Annotated in this window: 20 protein-coding genes and 1 tRNA gene; 15 read left to right on the top strand and 6 right to left on the bottom strand. The window is 59.7% G+C overall.

Annotated features, from left to right (window positions below; translation table 11 throughout):
* Positions 1 to 33 precede the first annotated feature (33 nt).
* Both nadC and J7360_RS07280 read right to left on the bottom strand, forming a co-directional pair.
* A complete protein-coding gene (gene nadC, locus J7360_RS07285) occupies positions 34 to 921 on the bottom strand; it encodes a carboxylating nicotinate-nucleotide diphosphorylase (RefSeq protein WP_057661715.1) in 888 nt (295 codons plus the stop codon).
* Positions 918 to 1,187: a Trm112 family protein gene (locus tag J7360_RS07280; RefSeq protein WP_008570984.1), complete on the bottom strand. Its 270-nt coding sequence runs from the start codon at positions 1,185 to 1,187 to the stop codon at positions 918 to 920. Before J7360_RS07280 ends, nadC begins: the two co-directional genes overlap by 4 nt.
* A gap of 58 nt (positions 1,188 to 1,245) precedes the next feature.
* On the opposite strand from J7360_RS07280, the gene purE reads away from it, so the two are divergent.
* Positions 1,246 to 1,749 (top strand): 5-(carboxyamino)imidazole ribonucleotide mutase, encoded by a 504-nt coding sequence (purE, locus tag J7360_RS07275; protein WP_003485592.1) that lies wholly within the window; start codon positions 1,246 to 1,248, stop codon positions 1,747 to 1,749.
* Complete coding sequence (locus J7360_RS07270; protein WP_209033561.1) at positions 1,746 to 2,891, top strand: 5-(carboxyamino)imidazole ribonucleotide synthase; 1,146 nt, start codon at positions 1,746 to 1,748, stop codon at positions 2,889 to 2,891. Before purE ends, J7360_RS07270 begins: the two co-directional genes overlap by 4 nt.
* 140 nt (positions 2,892 to 3,031) lie before the next feature.
* Here J7360_RS07270 and J7360_RS07265 read toward each other — a convergent pair whose 3' ends face one another.
* Positions 3,032 to 3,610: a Fe-Mn family superoxide dismutase gene (locus tag J7360_RS07265; protein ID WP_057661719.1), complete on the bottom strand. Its 579-nt coding sequence runs from the start codon at positions 3,608 to 3,610 to the stop codon at positions 3,032 to 3,034.
* 121 nt (positions 3,611 to 3,731) lie between these two features.
* Here J7360_RS07265 and grxD point away from each other — a divergent pair, with 121 nt between their 5' ends.
* The 5 genes from grxD to ppnN all read left to right on the top strand — a co-directional run bounded on the left by grxD (position 3,732) and on the right by ppnN (position 10,732).
* Entirely contained in the window at positions 3,732 to 4,052 is a 321-nt protein-coding gene (gene grxD, locus J7360_RS07260) for a Grx4 family monothiol glutaredoxin (protein WP_057661721.1), read from the top strand.
* Positions 4,049 to 4,792 carry an SDR family NAD(P)-dependent oxidoreductase gene (locus J7360_RS07255; RefSeq protein WP_057661723.1) on the top strand — a complete coding sequence of 248 codons (744 nt, stop codon included), beginning with the start codon at positions 4,049 to 4,051 and terminating at the stop codon, positions 4,790 to 4,792. Before grxD ends, J7360_RS07255 begins: the two co-directional genes overlap by 4 nt.
* Positions 4,789 to 5,388, top strand: coding sequence for a YhgN family NAAT transporter (locus J7360_RS07250; protein ID WP_003485603.1), 600 nt, complete (start codon positions 4,789 to 4,791; stop codon positions 5,386 to 5,388). The genes J7360_RS07255 and J7360_RS07250 overlap by 4 nt, the downstream gene beginning before the upstream one ends.
* 627 nt (positions 5,389 to 6,015) lie before the next feature.
* Positions 6,016 to 9,240, top strand: a complete 3,225-nt coding sequence (locus J7360_RS07245; protein WP_057661725.1) for a TonB-dependent receptor — start codon at positions 6,016 to 6,018, stop codon at positions 9,238 to 9,240.
* A gap of 106 nt (positions 9,241 to 9,346) precedes the next feature.
* Positions 9,347 to 10,732 carry a nucleotide 5'-monophosphate nucleosidase PpnN gene (ppnN, locus tag J7360_RS07240; protein ID WP_057661727.1) on the top strand — a complete coding sequence of 462 codons (1,386 nt, stop codon included), beginning with the start codon at positions 9,347 to 9,349 and terminating at the stop codon, positions 10,730 to 10,732.
* A gap of 1 nt (position 10,733) precedes the next feature.
* Here ppnN and J7360_RS07235 read toward each other — a convergent pair whose 3' ends face one another.
* Entirely contained in the window at positions 10,734 to 11,762 is a 1,029-nt protein-coding gene (locus tag J7360_RS07235) for a histidine kinase (RefSeq protein WP_089141800.1), read from the bottom strand.
* 170 nt (positions 11,763 to 11,932) lie between these two features.
* Between J7360_RS07235 and J7360_RS07230 the strand changes: the two genes are divergently transcribed.
* The 8 genes from J7360_RS07230 (at position 11,933) to J7360_RS21595 (ending at position 19,584) form a co-directional block, all read left to right on the top strand.
* The gene (locus J7360_RS07230; protein WP_057664243.1) at positions 11,933 to 12,505 is read left to right on the top strand and encodes a GspH/FimT family pseudopilin; all 573 of its coding nucleotides are present in this window, start codon (positions 11,933 to 11,935) and stop codon (positions 12,503 to 12,505) included.
* An 11-nt stretch (positions 12,506 to 12,516) separates the two neighbouring features.
* The gene (gene pilV / locus J7360_RS07225; RefSeq protein WP_057664246.1) at positions 12,517 to 12,984 is read left to right on the top strand and encodes a type IV pilus modification protein PilV; all 468 of its coding nucleotides are present in this window, start codon (positions 12,517 to 12,519) and stop codon (positions 12,982 to 12,984) included.
* The gene (locus J7360_RS07220) at positions 12,981 to 14,006 is read left to right on the top strand and encodes a PilW family protein (RefSeq protein ID WP_209033559.1); all 1,026 of its coding nucleotides are present in this window, start codon (positions 12,981 to 12,983) and stop codon (positions 14,004 to 14,006) included. Before pilV ends, J7360_RS07220 begins: the two co-directional genes overlap by 4 nt.
* Complete coding sequence (locus J7360_RS07215; RefSeq protein WP_081028031.1) at positions 14,003 to 14,557, top strand: PilX N-terminal domain-containing pilus assembly protein; 555 nt, start codon at positions 14,003 to 14,005, stop codon at positions 14,555 to 14,557. Before J7360_RS07220 ends, J7360_RS07215 begins: the two co-directional genes overlap by 4 nt.
* 12 nt (positions 14,558 to 14,569) lie before the next feature.
* A complete protein-coding gene (locus J7360_RS07210) occupies positions 14,570 to 17,917 on the top strand; it encodes a PilC/PilY family type IV pilus protein (RefSeq protein WP_209033557.1) in 3,348 nt (1,115 codons plus the stop codon).
* Positions 17,918 to 17,919: 2 nt separating this feature from the next.
* Complete coding sequence (locus tag J7360_RS07205) at positions 17,920 to 18,351, top strand: type IV pilin protein (protein WP_209033555.1); 432 nt, start codon at positions 17,920 to 17,922, stop codon at positions 18,349 to 18,351.
* 653 nt (positions 18,352 to 19,004) lie between these two features.
* Positions 19,005 to 19,286 carry a hypothetical protein gene (locus tag J7360_RS07200; protein WP_139792654.1) on the top strand — a complete coding sequence of 94 codons (282 nt, stop codon included), beginning with the start codon at positions 19,005 to 19,007 and terminating at the stop codon, positions 19,284 to 19,286.
* Positions 19,287 to 19,455: 169 nt separating this feature from the next.
* Positions 19,456 to 19,584 carry a hypothetical protein gene (locus tag J7360_RS21595; protein WP_254894382.1) on the top strand — a complete coding sequence of 43 codons (129 nt, stop codon included), beginning with the start codon at positions 19,456 to 19,458 and terminating at the stop codon, positions 19,582 to 19,584.
* 111 nt (positions 19,585 to 19,695) lie between these two features.
* Here the strand turns inward: J7360_RS21595 and J7360_RS07195 are convergent.
* Positions 19,696 to 19,772: transfer RNA gene (locus J7360_RS07195), tRNA-Asn, on the bottom strand.
* 62 nt (positions 19,773 to 19,834) lie between these two features.
* Entirely contained in the window at positions 19,835 to 20,362 is a 528-nt protein-coding gene (locus J7360_RS07190; RefSeq protein WP_081028028.1) for a GspH/FimT family pseudopilin, read from the bottom strand.
* Positions 20,363 to 20,498 lie beyond the last annotated feature (136 nt).

The following is a 20,498-nucleotide window of genomic DNA, read 5'->3' as shown; positions in this document are numbered from 1 at the left end:
GGCTGCCAGAGCCGGCTGCGCGCACGCGTGAAATCAGCGCGCTGGCGGCGGGCCGAGTTTGAGCGACAGATCCACTGCCTGCACATGCTTGGTGAGCCCGCCGATGGAAATGCAGTCCACCCCGTCTTCGGCAATCGTACGAATGCCGGCCAGATCCACGCTGCCGGAAACTTCCAGCGGAATGCGCCGTTCTGGCGGTAATGCGCCAACGATACGCACCGCTTCTCGGCGCATGGCCTGGTCGAAGTCGTCGATCAGGATGCGCGTGCAACCAACCTGCAATGCTTCGCGTAGCTGCTCCAGCGTTTCCACTTCGACCACCAGCGGCAACTGCGGTTGCTGCGCGCGTGCGGCATGCACGGCCGCGCTCAACGAACCGGCGGCGCGAATGTGATTTTCCTTCAGCATCACCGTGTCGAACAGGCCGATACGGTGATTGTCGCCACCGCCGCAGCGCACGGCGTATTTCTGCGCGGCGCGCAGGCCCGGCAGCGTCTTGCGTGTGTCCAGAATGCGCGCGTGCGTCCCGGCCACCGCAGCCACATATGCCGCGGTGGTGGTCGCCGTGGCAGACAGCGTCTGCATGAAATTGAGCGAGGTGCGTTCGGCGCTGACCAGGCTGCGGCTGCGACCGTGCAGCAGCGCGAGCACCGTGCCTGCAGCGACGCGTTGGCCTTCGTGCACCTGCCAGTCGATGCGTACCTGCGGGTCGAGCGCGCGGTGAGTGGCATCGAACCAGGGGCGGCCGGCGATGACCGCATCCTGCTTGCACAGCAGGTAGGCACTGTCGGCCTGGTCGGGCAGCAGCGCGGCGGTGACATCGCCGCTGCCGATGTCTTCGGCCAGGGCGCGCGCCACATCCGCTTCGATCGATTCGACGGGCGGCGCGTCCGGCACGTTGGTGCGCACGGGCAGGCTCATTTCTCGGGGAAGTCGGCGATTTGTGCGGTGGCGATGGCTTCTTCGGCCAGCAGCACCGGAATGCCGTCGTCGACGCGGAAGATCTGCTTGCGGTCGCGGGTGATCAGCGCTTCACGCAGCGGCTGGGTTTGTGCGGCGCCGTCGGCGCGCTGCAGGGTTCCGCCTGCGATGGCGGCATTGAGTGCTTCCAGGCCCTTGCCGTCGAGCAGCGAAAGCGGCTGGCGGGTGTCGGGCGAGCACAGCAGGTCGAGCAATTTGCGATCCATCGAAGTCTTGTCTTGCGTGGAGATTGGCTAGAATACGTCTTTACCGCAGGGCAGGGCCATGACCTCCAACCACTCCGCGCCGCTGGTCGGCATCGTGATGGGTTCCCGTTCGGACTGGGAGACCATGCAACACGCAGCTCAGAAGCTCGACGCGCTGGGCGTGCCGTACGAAGTCAAGGTGGTCTCGGCGCACCGCACCCCGGACGTCTTGTTCGCCTACGCCGAACAGGCGGGCGCCCGTGGACTGCGCGCGATCATCGCCGGCGCCGGCGGCGCGGCGCATCTGCCGGGCATGCTGGCTGCCAAGACTGCAGTGCCGGTGCTTGGCGTGCCGGTGCAGTCCAAGGCGTTGAACGGCATGGATTCGCTGCTGTCGATCGTGCAGATGCCGGCCGGTATTCCGGTGGCCACCTTTGCCATCGGCAATGCCGGTGCGGCCAATGCGGCGTTGTTTGCGGCGGCCATGCTGGCGCCGGAGCAGACGCAGATCGGTCAGGCGCTGGCGCAATTCCGCGCCAAGCAGACCGACGATGTCATGGCCAGCGACGACCCACGCCAATGAGCACGGTCGGCATTCTCGGTGGCGGCCAGCTGGCGCGCATGCTGGTACTGGCCGGTGCACCGCTCGGCATACGCTTTGCGGTCTTCGATCCGGCAGCCGATGCATGCGCTGGCCAGGTGGCACCGCTGCGGGTTGGCGCGTTCGATGACGTGGCGACCCTTGCCGCATTCGCCGAGCAGGTGGATGTGATCACCTTCGATTTCGAAAACGTGCCGGCCACCAGCGCGCAGCAACTAGCTGCCCGGGTGCCGGTGTTTCCCAGTCCGGCTGCGCTTGCGGTTGCGCAGGACCGGCTCAGCGAAAAAACCTTGTTCCGCGAGCTCGGCATTCCGGTGCCCGAGTTTGCCGCAATCGACGACCGCGCCGGCCTGGATGCAGCGCTCGCACGGATCGGCACGCCCTGCGTGCTGAAGACGCGCCGCTTCGGCTACGACGGCAAGGGCCAGTTCCGTATCAAGTCGCTCGCCGATGCCGATGCAGCGTGGGACGCGCTTGGCGCACAGGCGGCGCACGTCGGATTGATCGTGGAAGCGTTCGTGCCGTTTCAGCGCGAGGTCAGCGTGATTGCAGTGCGTGGGCGCGACGGCGAATTCCGCGCCTGGCCATTGACCGAAAACTGGCATGTGGACGGTGTGCTGTCGGCCAGCCTGGCACCGGCCAGCGTGGAGGCAGCACTTCAGGCCGTGGCCGAATCGCACGCGCGTGCCGTGGCGGAAAAGCTCGACTACGTCGGCGTATTTGCGCTGGAGCTGTTCGTGCGCGACGGTGAGTTGCTTGCCAACGAAATGGCGCCGCGCGTGCATAACTCGGGGCATTGGACCATCGAAGGCGCCGAGACCTCGCAATTTGAAAATCATGTGCGCGCGGTCCTTGGCTTGCCACTGGGCAGTACGGCGATGCGCGGCCACGCCTGCATGCTCAACTGGTTGGGCGCGATGCCAGACGCCGGGGCGTTTCTGGCGGTGCCCGGTGGGCATTGGCACGACTATGGCAAGCAAGCGCGCGATGGACGCAAGGTGGGGCACGCAACGCTGCGCGCGGAGACAGCGCAGGCGCTTTCGCTGGCAGTGAGCGATGCCGGCGCGGCGCTGCAGCGCGATGCGCAAGCCCGGCCGGTGGTTGCGCGTTTGAACGAAGCGTGATGCGCGCAGCATGTCGGTGGCCATTACGTGCGAGGTCACGCGCTGTCTGCGAGGCAAGTCGGTGTCGGACGCGGACCCGTTCTGCAATGTTTCAGCAGATGAGCCAGTCTGCATCTGCGACTGAAAGCTGAGCGGGCAGGTCAGCCCAGCCGGCTTGCGACAAAATCCCAGTTCACCAGCTTCCAGAAAGCCTCCAGGTAGCGCGCGCGATCCTGCTGGTAGTCCAGGTAATACGCATGCTCCCAGATGTCGCAGGCGAGCAGCGGAACGTCCGGCCCGGTGAGTGGGGTGGAGGCGTTGGGTGTGGCGACCACCGCCAGCGCGCCGTCCGGGCGCTGCACCAGCCACACCCAGCCCGAGCCGAAGCTGGTCAAGGCCACACGATTGAACTCCTGCTTGAAATGCACGAAGTCGCCGAACGATTTGGCGATGCCGTCGCCCAGCCGCCCAAGCGGCTCCCCGCCAGCGCGCGGACGCAGGCACTGCCAATAGAAATTGTGGTTCCACACCTGCGCGGCGAGATGAAACAGCGTGCCCTGCGCCTGGGCGATGATTTCTTCCAGCGTCAACTCGGCCAGTTCGCTGCCTTCCAGGCGCGCGTTGAGCTGTTCGACCTCGCTGCGGTGACAGAGGCCGTGATGCGCCTCCAGTGTCGCAGACGACAGATGCGGTTCCAGGGCAGCGCGGGAGTAGGGCAGTGCAACGTGTTCGATCGGCATGATGGCAGTGGCAGCGAAGGGAGTGCGGCGATAGGTCGCGCTGAAGGCTTACAATGCGCGCCTTTGCGGAAGTCTATCCGACCCGGCGGTCGGGCCTGCCGCTCCCAGTCAGGAGAGTCCAATGCCGGTGATGGAACGGATCCAGGCCGAAGTCGAACAACACCCGATCGTCCTGTTCATGAAAGGCACCCCGCAATTTCCGATGTGCGAGTTTTCCAGTCGCGCCGTGCAGGCCCTGGTCGCCGCCGGTGCCGACCAACTGCGCACGGTCAACGTGTTGGAAGAACCCGAAATGCGCGCCAATCTGCCGCGCTACTCCAACTGGCCCACGTTTCCGCAGCTGTTCATCCATGGCGAGCTGATCGGCGGCTGCGACATCACGCTGGAGCTGTTCGAAGCCGGCGAGCTCAAGCGCATCGTCAGCGAGGCGTACCAGCCGTGAGTTCGGTGCAGGCCCAGGCGCAGTCGGCTGCCTTGTCGGGGCGCGTCGTGCTGATCACCGGCGCCGCCGGTGGCCTCGGCGCCGCTGCGGCGCAGGCATGCGCGGCGGCAGGCGCCACGGTGGTCTTGCTTGGTCGCAAGGTGCGCCCGCTGGAGCGCATCTACGACGCGGTTGCAGCGCTGGGTGACGAGCCGCTGCTATATCCGCTGGATCTGGCCGGCGCCACGCCGGACGACTACGCCACGCTTGCGCAACGGTTGCAGACCGAGCTTGGTGGCCTGCATGGCCTGCTGCACTGCGCCGCCGACTTTTCCGGCCTGACGCCGACCGAACTCGTCCCACCTGCAGATTTCGCACGCACCTTGCACGTGGACCTGACCGCGCGCGCCTGGCTGACCCAGGCGTGTCTGCCGCTGTTGCGGCAGCAGGACGATGCGGCGGTCGTCTTCGTGGTGGACGACCCCGCGCGCGTGGGTCAGGCCTATTGGGGGGCGTATGGCGCCGCCCAGCATGCGCAGCGTGGCTTGATCGCCACCTTGCATCATGAAACCGCCGCCGGCCCTGTGCGTGTCAGCGGCCTGCAGCCCGGCCCGATGCGCACCGCATTGCGCGCACGCGCTTTCACCCATCACGAAGACAACGACGCGCTCGATGCCGCACGTTACGCCCCTGCATGCGTCAGCGTGCTATCGGCCGCAGGGGCGACGCATCGCGGTGCGATCTGGAGTCCGCCGGTATGACCATTCTTTCTGCGGCGCTGCTGCTGTTCCTGATTCTCGACCCGCTGGGCAACATTCCGGTGTTTCTCAGCGTGCTCAAGCCGCTGCCGCCCAAGCGCCAGCGCTTCGTGCTTGCGCGTGAACTGCTGATCGCGCTGTGCGTGTTGATGGCGTTCCTGTGGGGCGGCAAGTACGCGCTGGAGCTGATGCACCTGCGCCAGGAATCGGTGGCCATTGCCGGCGGCATCGTGCTGTTTGTGATCGGCATCCGCATGATCTTCCCGCGGCCCGAAGGCCTGATGGGCGAAATCCCCGACGGCGAACCCTTCATCGTGCCGCTGGCCATCCCGCTGGTGGCCGGCCCGTCCGGCATGGCCGCGGTGATGCTCATGGGAAGCAACGAGCCCACGCGGCTGTGGGACTGGAGCCTTGCGCTGATGATCGCCTGGATCGGCGCCTCGTCGATCCTGGCCGCCGCGCCGCTGTTGTACAAATTGCTCGGCCACCGCGCCCTGACGGCCATCGAGCGCCTGATGGGCATGCTGCTGGTCGCCATCTCGGTACAGATGTTCCTGGACGGCCTGGGCACGTACTTCAAGCTGCCGGTGTCGATCTAGCGCAGCTCTCGGCGGCTTGCCGATTACCTCGGCGTATGGCCGCAATGTGCGCCGATGGGCTAGGTCTCAACCCGCACTGGCGTGGTTTACGTGCTCTAGGCCCATGGTTCCAGCGACTGACCAGCGCAACGTGGCGCCCAGACAGTAGCGGTGCCACGTGATGGTTTCTGGACGATGGGAACGGGTCGCCCTTGGCCGCTTGCGACTGTCTTGAGGTTGCTCGGTCAGTGAAGCAAGACGGCAAGTGGAGTGTCATATTCGGCGAGGTGCATGGCCATGTGGCACCCCCACGTGCGGCACGCATGCGCTGGCCGAAGGCAGGCGTTTGGACCGCTTGATCCTGTTTGCCGACTCGGCAGCGCCAAAGGCGCGACGCGCGTCTCGCTCCGGTTGCGATCTTGCACGATCTGGCGACTCCGCCTTTACCTTCGCAATTCATGTAGCAGCGCGCGAAGTTTGTCACACCGCCGTCACAATCAGGCCTTAGCGTGTTAATCTGTTGTTAACCGTTGCGGCAGCAACCAGTCGCGCGGCAAGGGACCCCAGATCATCGGCAGCCCACCCCCGGGAACGGTTGGGCTGACTGCGCCTTTTTGTCACTGCCCAACCTGTATCGAGGCTACCGAAATGACCCACCCCCGTTATCTCCGCATGTCCAAGCTGACGCTTGGCCTTGTCGCTGCGCTCGCCGCCGCTCCTGTGTTTGCGCAAAGCACCTCGGCTGGCGTCGCCGGCCTGGTGACCGGCAGTGGCGGCCAGCCCGTCCCGAATGCCGAAGTCACCATTACGCACGTGGAGTCCGGAACGGTCAGCCGCGCCACCACCGATGCCAGCGGACGCTATAACGCGCGCGGCTTGCGTGTGGGCGGGCCGTACACCATCACCATCACCGCCTCGGGCGCTGGCAACACCACCCGCGAAGGCGTGTATCTGAATCTGGACAAGGTCAACCAGGTCGATGCCGCCCTGGGCGGCGATCTGGCGACGCTGGGCACCGTGCAGGCGATCGCCGGCAACTACGGCTCGGCCATTTTCAGCGCCAACAAGATGGGTACCGGTACCAACGTGACCCGCGAAGAAATCGAGTCGCTGCCGTCGATCAACCGTAACCTGCAGGACTATGTGCGCCTGGATCCGCGCGTTGCGCAAACCGACAAGGCGCGCAACGAAATCTCCATCGCCGGCCAGAACCCGCGCTACAACGCGATCCGAGTCGACGGCATCAGCACCAACGACGCCTTCGGTCTGGAATCCAACAGCCTGCCGACCCCGCGCCAGCCGTTCTCGATGGACGTCATCGATGAAATCTCGGTGGACGTGGCGAACTACGACGTGACGATCAGTGGCGGCACCGGTGGCGTGATCAATGCCGTCACCAAGTCGGGCACCAACGAATTCCACGGCTCGGTCTACGGCACTTATCGCGAGAACGATTGGTCGGGCAAGAACCAGAACAACATCCGCCCGCAGCTGTTCGACAATGAAGCGACGTATGGTCTGACCCTGGGTGGCCCGATCGTCAAGGACAAATTGTTCTTCTTCGCGAACTACGAGAAGTACAAGGGCAAGGGCGTGTTTACCGGTAACAGTGGCTACGGTCCGGCCGGTTCTGGTGCCAGCAATGAAGTCGGTATTACCCAGGCGCAGGTCGATCAGGTGATCGATATCTCGCGCAATGTCTATGGCTTCGACCCTGGGACCCTGGCCTTGCCGGCATTGGATTCTGATTCGGAAGAGAAGGGCTTCAAGCTGGATTGGAACATCAGCGACAAGCATCGTGGTTCGTTCCGCTATGGCAAGTCCGAGCAGAGCACGGCCAATCTCAACGGTTTCGGCAACAACCAGCTGGCGTTGAACTCGTACCATTATGTGCGCGACTTCGAACTCGAGACCTACACCGGTCAGTTGTTTAGCGACTGGACCGATACCTTCTCGACCGAAGCCAAGGTGTCGTATCGTGATTACTCGGCAGTTCGTACTGCGGCATCGCAGTTGCCGGCTATCGCTGTGCGTTTCGGCAACAACACCTTAAACCTCGGTACTGAGGCAAATACCCAGGCTAACGAGTTGCGTACCGAAACCTGGAACGCGTTCTTCGCCGGCACGCTGTTCTTGAACGACCACACGGTCAAGTTCGGGTTCGACTACGAAGACAACGACATCTACAACTTGTATGGGCCGCGCGTCTTCGGTAGCTACACCTTCAATTCGGTGGCCAATTACCAGGCAAATTTGCCGAACGCGTATCGTTACTCGTATTCGCCGACCGGGATCGACAATATTGCTGCGAAGTGGGGCATGCGGAACGTGGGCGTGTTCTTGCAGGACTCTTGGGCCGTCAATAGCAACCTGACACTGAACTTCGGCCTGCGTTATGACGAGCCGATGGTGAAGAACTCACCACAGTTCAACCAGGCTGCGTTCAACGCATTCGGTCTCCGCAATGATGAAACCATTGACGGCAACGGCTTGTGGCAGCCGCGCTTTGGTTTCAACTACACCTTCGATGCAGATCGTCCTACCCAGCTGCGTGGCGGCGTTGGTCTGTTTCAGGGTGCTGCCGCGTCGGTTTGGTTGTCCAACCCGTATTCCAACACTGGTTTGGCTTATACCGATTACAACTTCAACAACGCGTCCAACAGTGGTATCCGCTTCACGCCGGATGTCAACAACCAGCCGCGCGGAACATCGGGCGCCACGCAGTCGGTCGACTTTGTTGACAAGGATCTGGGTCAGCCGGCCGTTTGGAAAGCAAACCTCGCGTTCGATACCGAGTTGCCGTGGTACGGCATCGTCGCCTCGATGGAAGGTGTGGTGACCAAGGTCAAGGAAGCGATTTATTACCAGCAGCTCAATCTTGGTAATCCGACGGCAGTTGGCCAGGATGGTCGTGATATCTACTGGAATGCCAATGGCCGTAATCCGGCTAACTGGAATTCCCTCGGTAATGCCTGTCTTCGTGAGACCGGCGTGGCGGCTGGTTCGTCATGTGTGAACAGCGGTACCGATATCCGTGCTGGTCGCAACACGAGCTTCAACGATGCCATCATCGCGCGCTCCACCGATCAGGGTGGCTCGCAGAGTTTCACTGTCGGCTTGAACAAGCCGTTCAATGACAGCGACTGGTCGTGGAGTTTGGCTTACACCTACTCCAACGCGAAGGAAGTCAGTGGTCTGACCAGTTCCACTTCGAGTTCGCAGTTGCTCAACACCGCAACCTTCCAGGCGAATGAAGAGGTCAATGCAACCTCCGCGTACGAAATTAAGGACAGTTTCCTGGGTACGCTGCAGTGGAAGCATAATTTCTTCGGGGATTTTGCAACGAAGGTCGGTCTTGTGTATCAAGGCCGCAGCGGTCGTCCCTACAGCTATACGTTCGACAACGACGCCAATGGCGACGGTCGCTCCAACGACCTGTTGTACATCCCGGCGGCGCGTGGCGATGTGCTGTTCCGTAACGCGGCTGAAGAAAACGCGTTCTGGAACTACGTCAACAACGACCAGTACTTGTCCACGCACAAGGGCCAGGTTGCCGGCCGCAATGCGGTACGTAATTCGTGGGTCAACCAATTCGATCTGCACATTGAGCAGGAGCTTCCTGGCTTCTTCGATGGCAACAAGGCGCAGATCTGGGTCGACGTCATGAATGTCGGCAATCTGCTCAACAAAAAATGGGGTCGCGTCGATGAGTACGCATTCCCGGGCTTCAAGGGCGTTGCTGAATACGGCGGCATCGATGCAGCAACTGGCAAGTACGTTTACCGCTTCAACGAGCCGGATGCCGCGACCATCTACGACGACAAGGGCATCTCCCGCTGGGCGCTGCAGCTGGGCTTCCGCTACCAGTTCTAAAGCCGGCTAGCGTGTCGATGTTTGCAAAAACGGCCGGGGTCTCCCGGCCGTTTTCTTTTGTGCGGGTGAGTACGCTAAAGTTCCGTGCATACGACAGGAGCATGCTATGGAACTCAGCAGTACGGCAGCACGGGCGCTGCCGGTGGTGGATGCGCGGATCTACCCGCGTGGTGGTCTGGATGTGTTGTCCAAGGCAGAAGTAGCCCGGTTGCGAGACGCATCCAGCGGTGGCATGCATGAGCTGTTGCGCCGGTGCGCACTGGCCGTGCTGACCAGCGGAAGCGCATCGGACGACCCACGCGCCGCGCGCGATCTCTACCCGGATTTCGACATTCAGGTGAACCAGCAGGATCGCGGCATCCGCATCGATCTGACCAATGCGCCGGCAATGGCTTTCGTCGATGGGGAGATCATCCGCGGCGTGGCGGAGCTGTTGTTTGCCGTCGTGCGCGACCTCGCTTACATGGCCATCGAGCTCGAAGCGCAACGCGGCGATCTGGACACCAGCGAAGGCATCACCAATGCCGTGTTCGGTCAGCTGCGTAATGCGCGCATCCTGCAGCCGTTGGACCCGAACCTGGTCGTGTGTTGGGGCGGCCATTCCATTTCGCGCGACGAATACCTGTACACCAAGCAGGTCGGCTACGAGCTCGGCCTGCGCGGGTTGGATATCTGCACCGGCTGCGGCCCAGGCGCCATGAAGGGTCCGATGAAGGGCGCCACGATCGCGCATGCCAAGCAGCGCAAGCACAATACCCGCTACATCGGGGTCACCGAGCCCGGCATCATCGCTGCCGAATCGCCGAACCCGATCGTCAACCATCTGGTGATCATGCCGGATATCGAGAAGCGCCTCGAGGCCTTCGTCCGCATCGGCCACGGCATCCTGGTATTCCCGGGCGGCGTCGGCACCGCGGAGGAAATTCTCTACCTGCTCGGCATCCTGCTACGCGAAGAAAACGCGAACGTGCCGTTCCCGCTGATCCTCACCGGCCCGACCATCGCCGCGCCGTACTTCGAGCAGATCGACCGTTTCATTCGCCTCACCCTGGGGGACGCTGCCGCTTCGCGCTACGAGATCATCGTCGGCGACCCAGTCGCCGTGGCGCGCCGCATGGCCGAAGGGGTGCACGGAGTGCGGGCGCACCGCAAGGACCAGAAAGACTCGTATTACTTCAACTGGTCCGTGCACATCCCGCTCGAGTATCAGCAACCGTTCGAGCCCAGCCATGAAGCGATGGCCGCGCTGGATCTACACCACGGCCGCCCGGCGCCGGCCCTGGCCGCCGACCTGCGCCGCGCCTTCTCCGCCATCGTGGCCGGCAACGTCAAAGAAGACGGCATGCGGCGCATCGAGGAATTCGGCCCCTTCGAAATCCACGGCGACCCCGAGATCATGCAGGCCCTGGACGAACTCCTGCGTGGCTTTGTCGAGCAGCGCCGGATGAAGATCTCGGGGGACTATCGGCCTTGTTATCGGGTGGTGACCTAGATTAGCGAGACGGTATCTCTGCGAGTGGGGCATGCAGGGCAGCCAGAAACTGGTTGCCCTGAGTAGTAGTTTGAAGTCCCATTCTGCTGTCAAGATCGTGTAGCCGGGCACGGACGGCGGCAAGTCCTACTTGGTGCCCGGTGCGCGCTGTCGTCTTGTCAGGCGGCAGGGGGTTGCTGACTTCTACGACAATCGTCTCCGATGTTTGGCGGACTTCTACAACTATCTGCGATACCTCTGAACGAAGTTCCACACCGTGGCGAATTGCATTCTCAACAAGGGGCTGGATAGATAGAGAAGGAACTGTCACGGGCGGGATCGCATCAGGAACCTTCCACACGATGCTCAGGCGCTCTCCGAAGCGGAGTTGCTCGATATCCAGATAGTGCTTTGCGATGTCTAGTTCCTTGGAGAGGAGTATGTGTTCTGGCCCCGCCAAGGTCGCTCGAAATAGCTCCGCCAGATCCATTAACAAACATTCGGCACGCGCTGGATTCAGGCGGACAAGCGCTGCCCCTGTATTGAGTGTATTGAACAGAAAGTGCGGCTGGATTCTCGCCCTCAACGCTTCCAGCTCGAACTGCTTCGCACGTATTGCATATTGGCGCGCGCGCCAATGTGTGTGGAAGGCCCACATTCCTAACAATCCGACGGTCAGGGCGATGCCTTCGGTCCGCAGCAGCAGTTCCAGCCAGTTGCGTGTACCCATTGACCACGCGCCACCGACCACCGCCATTGCAATAAATAGTACTAACGCTGCGGCAATCAGGAGAAGCGCAAGGGTGACCTTGGCTATCATGACTGGGCGTGCATTCCTAAGGTGATGGCGAAAAACATACAGGCCGGCCAAAGTCAGAAGTGCCGTCCATTGCGTCATGAATGATGTGATTCCGAAGCTGATCCAGCCGATCTGTGTGCCAGGCGCTAGGCTCAGTGCTGCCGCGATTGCTTCTGCCACGAGCACGACGCACGCCAGAGTACGAGAGTCCCACAGGGCTTGCAGGAAGGATTCGCCGGTAGCGGTTGGCATCGGGAAGGGGGGGGCTCGGAGGTTTGCTACACATCATGCCCGTGTCTTGAGCGGTTGGGGAAACTGCCTTTCACGCATCCGCAGTGCCCGTCCGTCGTCAAGCATTGGTAGCTGGGACAAGCCTTGGGTAGGGTGCACTCATGTATTTGGCTGCCTGGGGAGGCTGCCGTATGACCTACATTCGGCGCCCGGCATTCCAGGCGCAGCTCGGCTTCTCGCTAATCGAGATGATGGTGACGATCATCGTGCTGGCGATCGTCATGGCAATCGCGTTTCCTAACTTCACAGCGCTTATCAATAGCAATCGGTTGTCGGCTGCGGCAAACGAGCTGTCCGCATCACTCCAGCTCGCCCGTTCTGAGGCGGTACGTAGTAACGCTAGTGTGACCCTGTGCCCATCCAATGACGGCGCAACGTGCGCGAATGGCGGCAACTGGGCACGTTGGATCGTGTTACGTGGCACCGAAGTCTTGCGTGTCAGTGAGGTCAGGCCGCAGCTGCAGGTGAGCGTAAGCCCTGCGATCTCTTCCGCTAGCGCACGGATCGTCTTTCGCCCTGACGGACTTGCGCGTGACTCGACTGGTGCGAGGCTCTTGGTGGGGGCCGTGTCCATCTGTATGGCGACCACGCGGCCGCCAGAGAACCAGCGCATCGTGGCAATAGCAGGGGGCAGCCGTGTAGCAATAACACGCGGAACAGACCCGCAGTGCCAGACGCCCGCCGATGCACCAGCTTTGAATTGAGGAAAAGGCAGATGAGAACGCCAGCGATAGAAAGTCGCCGACGTCAGGCCGGTGTCAGCCTGATCGAGGTTTTGATTTCAGTTGTGATCCTAGGCATCGGCATGCTTGGAATTGCAGCAATGCAGGCCCGTGCACTTCAGAACAACAGCAGTTCCCTTGAGCGTAGTCAGATGGTCGTTCAGTCGTACGCGATTCTGGACGCTATGCGCGCCAATCTGACCGCTGCGCGCGCGGGGGCATACAACACCGCGATGATATGTAACGTTCCTGCTGGAGGCAATCTTGCTGCCAATGACCGACGAGATTGGATCACGGCCTTGAAGTCGAGTATGGGAGCGACGGCCTGCGGTTCTATCCAGTGCGAGGCCAATGGAGTGCGTTGCACCGTCTCGGTGCGCTGGGACGACAGTCGTGCAACTGCGCTCGGGTCCAGCGATAACTCGGCACAGCGCGAATTCAGCGTGGTTACCAGGCTATGAGCAATGTCTGCTCTTTGCGCAAACCAGTGTTCGGTTTTACGCTGATTGAGCTGCTGATTTCCCTGGTGCTGGGATTGTTGGTCACATTGGCTGCTATCGGCCTGTTCCTAACGAGTCGTCGCACTGCAGCTGCCACCGATAGTCTTAGCCGTGTTCAAGAAAACGCGCGTATCGCCTTTGAGTTGATGGCGCGCGATATTCGAGAGGCTGGAGGTAATCCCTGTAACAGTAGCAATAATATGGCGATGGTGAACGTGCTGAATGCGCCGACCTCGCGTTGGTGGACCAACTGGAACGTCGGTACAACAAACGGAACCCTTCAAGGATATGACGGGGCCACCGCGATTCCAGGAATCAGTTTTGGCACAACAACCGCAGGCCAACGGATTGCCGGTACAGACGCGTTATCGCTGTTGTCATCCGGGGATGCCACAGCGGTCGTGACGGCGCATGCCCCGGCCGCCGCAACATTTACTGTCAATACCGCATCTCACGGCTTGATGCCTGGTGACTTATTGATGGTGTGTGGACCCAATGCCGAAACAGGCGGGGTGATGCGTCTGGGGGCTATTTTCCAGATGACAGGTGCGGCAGGTACCGTCTCAATTGCTCACGGCGCGAGTGGTGCGCCTGGGAATGCCACCAATCGCCTCGGCCTGGGTGGTTCTCTGTTTACCTTCGGCCCTAACGCAACGATTACCCGTCTCAATGCGTCAACTTGGTATATCGGTACCAATGGACGTACCAGAGGGCTTTACCAGTCTACCCTGATCAATACAGGTGGAGTCGCAAGTGTCCAGGCGCAGGAAGTTGCAGAAGGTGTGCAGAACATGGCGGTGACCTATCTAGTTGACGGAACCGCAAGTTATGGAGATGCGGCGAGCACTGCTGGCCGTTGGAGCCAGGTGACGGCAGTCAGGATCACTTTGACGCTGGCGGGAACCGATCGTGACGGTGTGGACAATGCAGCGCTGTCACGCACAGTAAGCCAGGTCATTACTCTCAGGAACAGGGCTCCATGAGCGGATCTCCTTCAATTTCACGTCCACTGCGACAACAGGGCGTCTCGCTGGTTGTAGTGCTCATTCTGCTGCTCATCATGACGCTGCTTGGGTTAGCAGTCCTGCGGAGCACTGTGCTTGAAGAACGCATGAGCGCAAATTTGGTGGATCGCAATCTCAGTTTTCAGGCGGCTGAAGCGGCGCTTCGTGAAGGTGAGGCACTTGCTGCAAGTCGTACCAACGCCGAGCATGCCGCGATTGCCGCGGCTGCAGCGGGCGGGGCGTGTGTCAATGGCGTTTGCCCGAGGCCGGATGCGACGGCGGTAGAGCGATGGAAAAACACAAGTTTCGGTGGATGGCGCGCAGCAACTACGAGTGTCGGCTCAATCGCGTCGGCTCCGCAATTTTTTATCGAATACATGGGTACATCGGAAACTTGGCTGGAATGCAATCTCGATCCTCGCTATACAGGCAGCGATATCTGCTTGCGCCCTGTGTATCGCGTCACCGCACGAAGTGAAGCGGCAGGTCGAGCCAGCGTGATTATTCAATCCAACTTTATCGTTCCTTAGGGAGTTGTTGCCATGAATTCGTCCACATTACTCCCTTTCAAGCGATCCGCCTTGGCTGACCAGATGCGCTGCGCCTGCATGGCGTTCGCAGCGACATTGTTAGCAGCTCCTGCAGCGGCAGTTGACTTGCCAGATGAGCCGCTGCAATCCAGCGGTCGTGTTTCACCCAACATTTTGTTCATTCTGGATGATTCTGGCTCGATGAGTGAGGACTCCATGCCGGATGTCTTGCCGGGGACCACGCCCATCAATATTGCAGAGCAGGCCTATAGTAGAAATACCATTTACTATAACCCTGCGTTTGACTACAAGCCGTGGTTAAATCCAGACGGTAGCCAAATGACTGGTGGTCTTAGTTATTCGAGTGTGTATACGGATAACTCATTCTTGACCGGATCGGCGAATCTGCAGTCTGCTGTACGCACATTCTATGTGCCAAAAAATCTGGCTGCTTCTGCAGCCCAGCTTGCCAATGTTAACAACTATTGGCGCTATCAGATCCACACGGATGGACGTATCGTAAGAAGCGAGTATTTGCAGAACGTATCGGGTCAGCAGGGACTTGCAGGGCGAAATTGTGATTCCAGTGGTTCGGGCTGGCAATGGAAGAATTGTACGTTTGCCTTGCCGAATCCTGCTCTCCGCAGTGATGAAAGTTCAGAGCGGGCTAATTTTGCAATATGGTATTCCTACTATCGCACCAGAATGAAGGTGGCGAAAGCTAGCGCGGGTCAGGCTTTTTCTGACCTCAATACCTCGGCGAGAGTTGGCTTTCGGACAATTTGGCGTAGAAACAAAACCGGAAATATAATCACGCAAGATAATCCAATTCCAATTGGTCGCAACGATGGACTGTTCGATGATCCTAACGGTGGATCGGGCGCGAACAACAACAAGACGATCTGGTATGACCGCCTATATGGTGCCTCTGGCTCGGGCGCAACGCCTCTCCATGGCGCGTTGACCGATGCTGGGCTGTACTACAGCAGCGCGGCTGCCAACGGACCGTACGGTCCGCAGGCTGGGAGCGCGCAGTTTTCTTGCCGTCAGAATTTTACTATTTTAACGACAGACGGGTACTGGAACGGCAAAGATAACTACACGGACGTTGCCAACGAGCAGGATAACGTAGCTGGGCAAACAATCACTAGTCCCACACGTGATACATATACTTATAGGCCGGAGCGTCCGTATGCTAGTTCAGATTCGGATACGCTAGCTGACGTAGCAATGCGGTTTTGGAAAAATGATCTTCGTACTGATCTTGTAAATAACGTGCCCACTTCCAGTCGTGATCCTGGCTTCTGGCAGCACATGGTGACGTATGCAATCTCTATTGGTGCATCGGGCACCTTAAATCCGGAGACCGATCTGCCGGCGCTGACTGCGGGAACTCTGAACTGGCCCACGCCGAGAAATAACACGATCGTTAACGTGGACGATCTGTGGCATGCCTCCGTTAATGGTAGAGGGGATTTTATTGTTGCAAGTAATCCCGATGAGTTCACTCAAGCGTTAAAGGCATCGCTGGCGTCTATTATCGAACGTGCCGGCGCGTTTTCCAATCTATCCGCGAACTCCACCCGGGTGGACAGTGCGACGCTCGCTTTTCAGGCAAGCTTTGTGTCCGGCATCTGGTCCGGGCAGTTGCGCGCATTTCCTGTTACCGCTTCAGGTACTTCGGCGACTCCAAGTTGGAGCGCTTCTGCCGGGATCCCGACGACAGGTCGCAAGGTTTTCACCTTCAACGGTACGGCCGGTGCCACGTTTCCCACTGCAGCGCAATTAGTGCCTCTGGCCCGGAGTGCCGCTCCTGCAGTGAGTGGTGCCGACAATGCTGCATATATTGCAGGCTCTCGCACGAGGGAGCTTTCCAATGGCGGAACGTTGCGTAATCGCACAACAGTGCTTGGAGATATTGTCGGTTCCTCACCTGTATTTGATGCGCAAACAAATACTGTTTACGTAGGTGCCAATGACGGCATGCTACATGCCTTCGACGCAAGCAATGGCGCCGAGGATTTCGCTTACGTTCCGGCGGCTCTCAATTTCAATGACTTGAGCACATTGAGCCGGCCTGACTACGAGCATAGATATTTCGTGGACGGTCCAGTCATTCTGTCGCGACGCGACCAGACGCCGGACGCGAGCATTCTGGTAGGAACACTTGGGCGGGGAGGAAAGGGTCTGTATTCGCTTGATGTTACCAACCCCGACAGCTTTGTTGCTAGCCGCGTCAAATGGGAGAGGACTGAAACGCCACTTAATAACATGGGCTTGATTCTTGGGCAGCCCATCATTGCCAAGCTCAACAACGGCGACATGGGTCTAATTGTCCCTAATGGTGTAAATAGCACGAGCAACCGCGCGGCTGTGCTCATTTACCGACTTAGTGATGGGGCTCTTCTGGCCGAAATGGACACTGGGGTGGGATCCGCCACTAATCCGAACGGCATGTCGGCGCCGACTATTCGGGACGTAGATGGTAACGGGACTGCGGATTTCATATACGCGGGTGACATGCTAGGAAACATGTGGAAGTTCGATATTAGTTCCGCTAGCCGCACTGCCTGGAGCAATGCGAGCAGTCGTCTTCGTATGTTCACCGCAACCAGTCCGACTGGGCAGGTGCAACCCATCACCTCGTCGCCGGTAGTTGCTCGTGATCCTTCAACGTTCCAGCTATGGGTCTTTTTTGGCACCGGTCGTTTTATGGAAACTGGTGATACAGCAGATCGAAGTGTTCAGACCTTTTATGGATTAAAAGACGGCACAGCTACGGTCGCGAAAAACACACTGCAACAGAGAACTATCGCGGCGGTTGCCACCGACAGCGATACTGGGCGCACGGTACGTGCCTTCGAACTGCCTTCAGCACTTCCGGCTGGTCGTAATGGCTGGTATATCGATTTGGTAAATCCGCCCACGCCTCCCGGCACTCCGATCGGCGAGCGTGTTGTCAGCGATCCTCAGGTGGTCAACGATGTACTGAATTTTTCGAGCATCATCCCCAGCAGCGATCCGTGTCTGCCGGGTGGCACTGGCTTTCAGAACGCATTAAACGCGTTTACGGGGGCGAGCTTGTCCGAGTCGTTCTTCGACATCAATGGTGATGGGTCATTCGCAGACGAGACAGTGCCAGTGGGTGGTAGTACTGGTTCGCCTGGGACACCGGCAGCGACTGGGTCGGTGGGCCTCGGAGGAATGGGTACAACCGGCAACATCTTGACTGGCGGTGGCGGCAGTGGCGGCGGACTCATCTGTACGAACCTGTTGAATGCGACGGTAGAGTGCCAGCGCATTCGTGAGGCGCGTCGTACATCTCGTGTCTCTTGGCGCGAACTATTGAAGGAGATGTGAAAATGAAAACTGTTGGCAAACGACGTATGTCTGCAGGCTTTACCTTGATCGAGCTGATGATCGTAGTCGCTGTTATTGCGGTCCTAGCTGGTATCGCGATGTACAACTACCAAGCCGCAGTGGTGCGTGCTAAACGCTCGGCGGCGACGAGTTGTCTACAGAGCGGTGCACAGTATATGGAGCGTTACTACACGACCTACATGTCGTACAACAATGCCGGCACTCCGCCAGCGCTGCCGCAGTGTGATTCAGGGGTCGCAAGCAGTTATACGGTGGCACTTGCACCTTCAGCAGATGGAAGGAGCTACACCATCACTGCCACGCCAATTAACCAGCAGGCAAGAGCCGATACGAAGTGTGCCGCTCTCTCGATTCTCCAATCGGGCGAGCGCCGAGAAAGTGGTACTGCCACGTCTGTCAGCGATTGTTGGTAATTGCGCGCGTTTTTGTCTCGCGATAGTGCAGGCGAGTAGAGCCAGTGGCTAGGACGATGTTTTGTGTAGTGGCTGGTATAGCTCTAAACATAGACATTGAGGCGTCTCGATAATTCGATCCGCTTGGAAGTGGAGTTACTCCCTACAGAGCTCTGCATTAAGAAGTCGAAATTCACCGAAGAACGGATGGTTCGGATCATCGAAGAGGTCGAGTCCGGTGCAAAGGTCGGCGAGACCTATCGCAAGCACGAATCAGCGAGCCGACCTATTACGTCTGGAATCCAAAAATACGCAGGCAAGGAGGGGCCGCAAATGGCGGCATCTAAAGGACGTGGAAGCCGAGCTGGCCCGGGATGAAGCGGATGTATGCCGAGCTTGCCTTGATCATCACGCGCTCAAGGACCTTCTGTCGCGAAAGATTGAGCCAGACTCGTCGACTGCAATTAGGTATGGCCATGCAAACCGCTAAGGGCCTCAGTGCCCGTCGAGCTGATCGGGTGTTGCAGCAGTCCCCAACTACACGGCATTACTGCCCACGCCAGCGCGACGATGGCCCGCTCATAGCCGCAATCCAGGCGCACCTGAAGGACAATCCGGACACGGTTGTGGCTCGCTGATGGAGTGGGCGCGGCCGCAGGGTTGGGGCAAGGCTCTTGCCAGGCGGCTACACAGCGCTGAAACCCGACCTACCACGTCGCGGCAAGCGCCAGCTACCTGATCGCATCCGCGCGCCGCTGGAGATCCTGCAAGCGGCGAACCACACCTGGGCGACGGAGTTCATGTCCGATGCCCTGCGGTCTGGCCGCCGCTTTCGCACCTTCAACATCAACGATGACTTCAATCGCGAATGGATGAAGATTGAAATCGACACCAGCCCGCCCTCGGTAAGGGTCAGCCGCGCACTGGACGAGTTGGTCGAACTGCTGGCGCCCTAAGGCGACTGCGCCTGGACGACGGGCTGGAGTTCTTCAGCACTTGCACTCGGGCAGTGGGCACAGCAGCACTGCGTCACCCTGATCCACATCCAGCCCGGCAAGCCCACCCAGAAATGCCGATATCGAACGCTTCAACCGCATTTTTCGCACTGAAGTGCTGGACTGCCTCATGTTGACTAAGCTCGGCGATTCGGCGCATGGTCGAGGACTGGCAGCCGCCAACGACTACATCAATCACTCGGCGGCTTGCCGTCCATCCGCCTCGCAATGGGCAATCACCAGCCACCTCTACTTCTGAGCGGCTCGAATAAGCGAGGATGCTTCATCGCCGCCGAGATTGCGTTCTCTATTTCCAGCGCGATGTAAATTCACGACAAAAAAACCCACGCATGTGCGTGGGTTTCAGTCTTGGCGCCCGAAGTTGGACTCGAACCAACGACCCCCTGATTAACAGTCAAGTGCTCTAACCGGCTGAGCTATTCGGGCGGGGAGGCAAATTATAGGGAGGCTTGGCTGCATGTGCAAGTCCCCCTGTCGCGCCGCAAATCTTAAGAGGGACAAGGTTGAGGTAAGCGCGGCCGCAAGGAGCGAAGCCGACCAGTCATGCTGACGATGACCTGACCCTCAAGGCCTCCATCGCGGCAGACGTTGAAGGTCACGTTAGTCCCCAGCATTGTCCCGAGTGGGCCAAAGCGCAGCTGCGTACGTCCGGAAGTGGTGCGGACGCTTATCTTCGCGTCAACCTTGCTTGTCCCCGACGCGATGATGTCATGCGCACCATCGGGTCGGCGATTTCCGTCCGGATCTGCAAACAACAGCCAGCCGTGCGTCCAATCGTGACCAGCTGCACAAGCATCTGATGACTCGCGCGGACACATTCCTACCGGATCCCCACGGGTAATTGAGGTCGACCTTGCCAGTGCCAGATGTGCAGCAAGCTCAAGCATCGTTGACCGAACCTGATGCGTTCGTCGCAACGCCGTTAAGGACGGTAGCGCCATGGATAGCGCCACCGCAAATGCTGCCACCGCAATAGAACACTCAATGAGGCTGAATCCTTTGTGGGGTTGGTGCATATCCTTGCCAAGCCTCGATTCTCGGTGATCCCTAGAATCGGGCGCGGCTGACGTTTCCGCGATCGGCCTAAAGCCCGTAAGAAGGTAGGGAAACCGCAAACATCGCCGTCATCCGCCATCGCTATACTTATTGGTC

The sequence above is a fragment of the Xanthomonas sp. D-99 genome, from assembly GCF_017746145.1.
In the GTDB taxonomy this organism is placed as follows: domain Bacteria; phylum Pseudomonadota; class Gammaproteobacteria; order Xanthomonadales; family Xanthomonadaceae; genus Xanthomonas; species Xanthomonas cissicola.
Note: the sequence above shows the minus strand (reverse complement) of the source record. Positions and strands in the feature narration are given on the sequence as shown.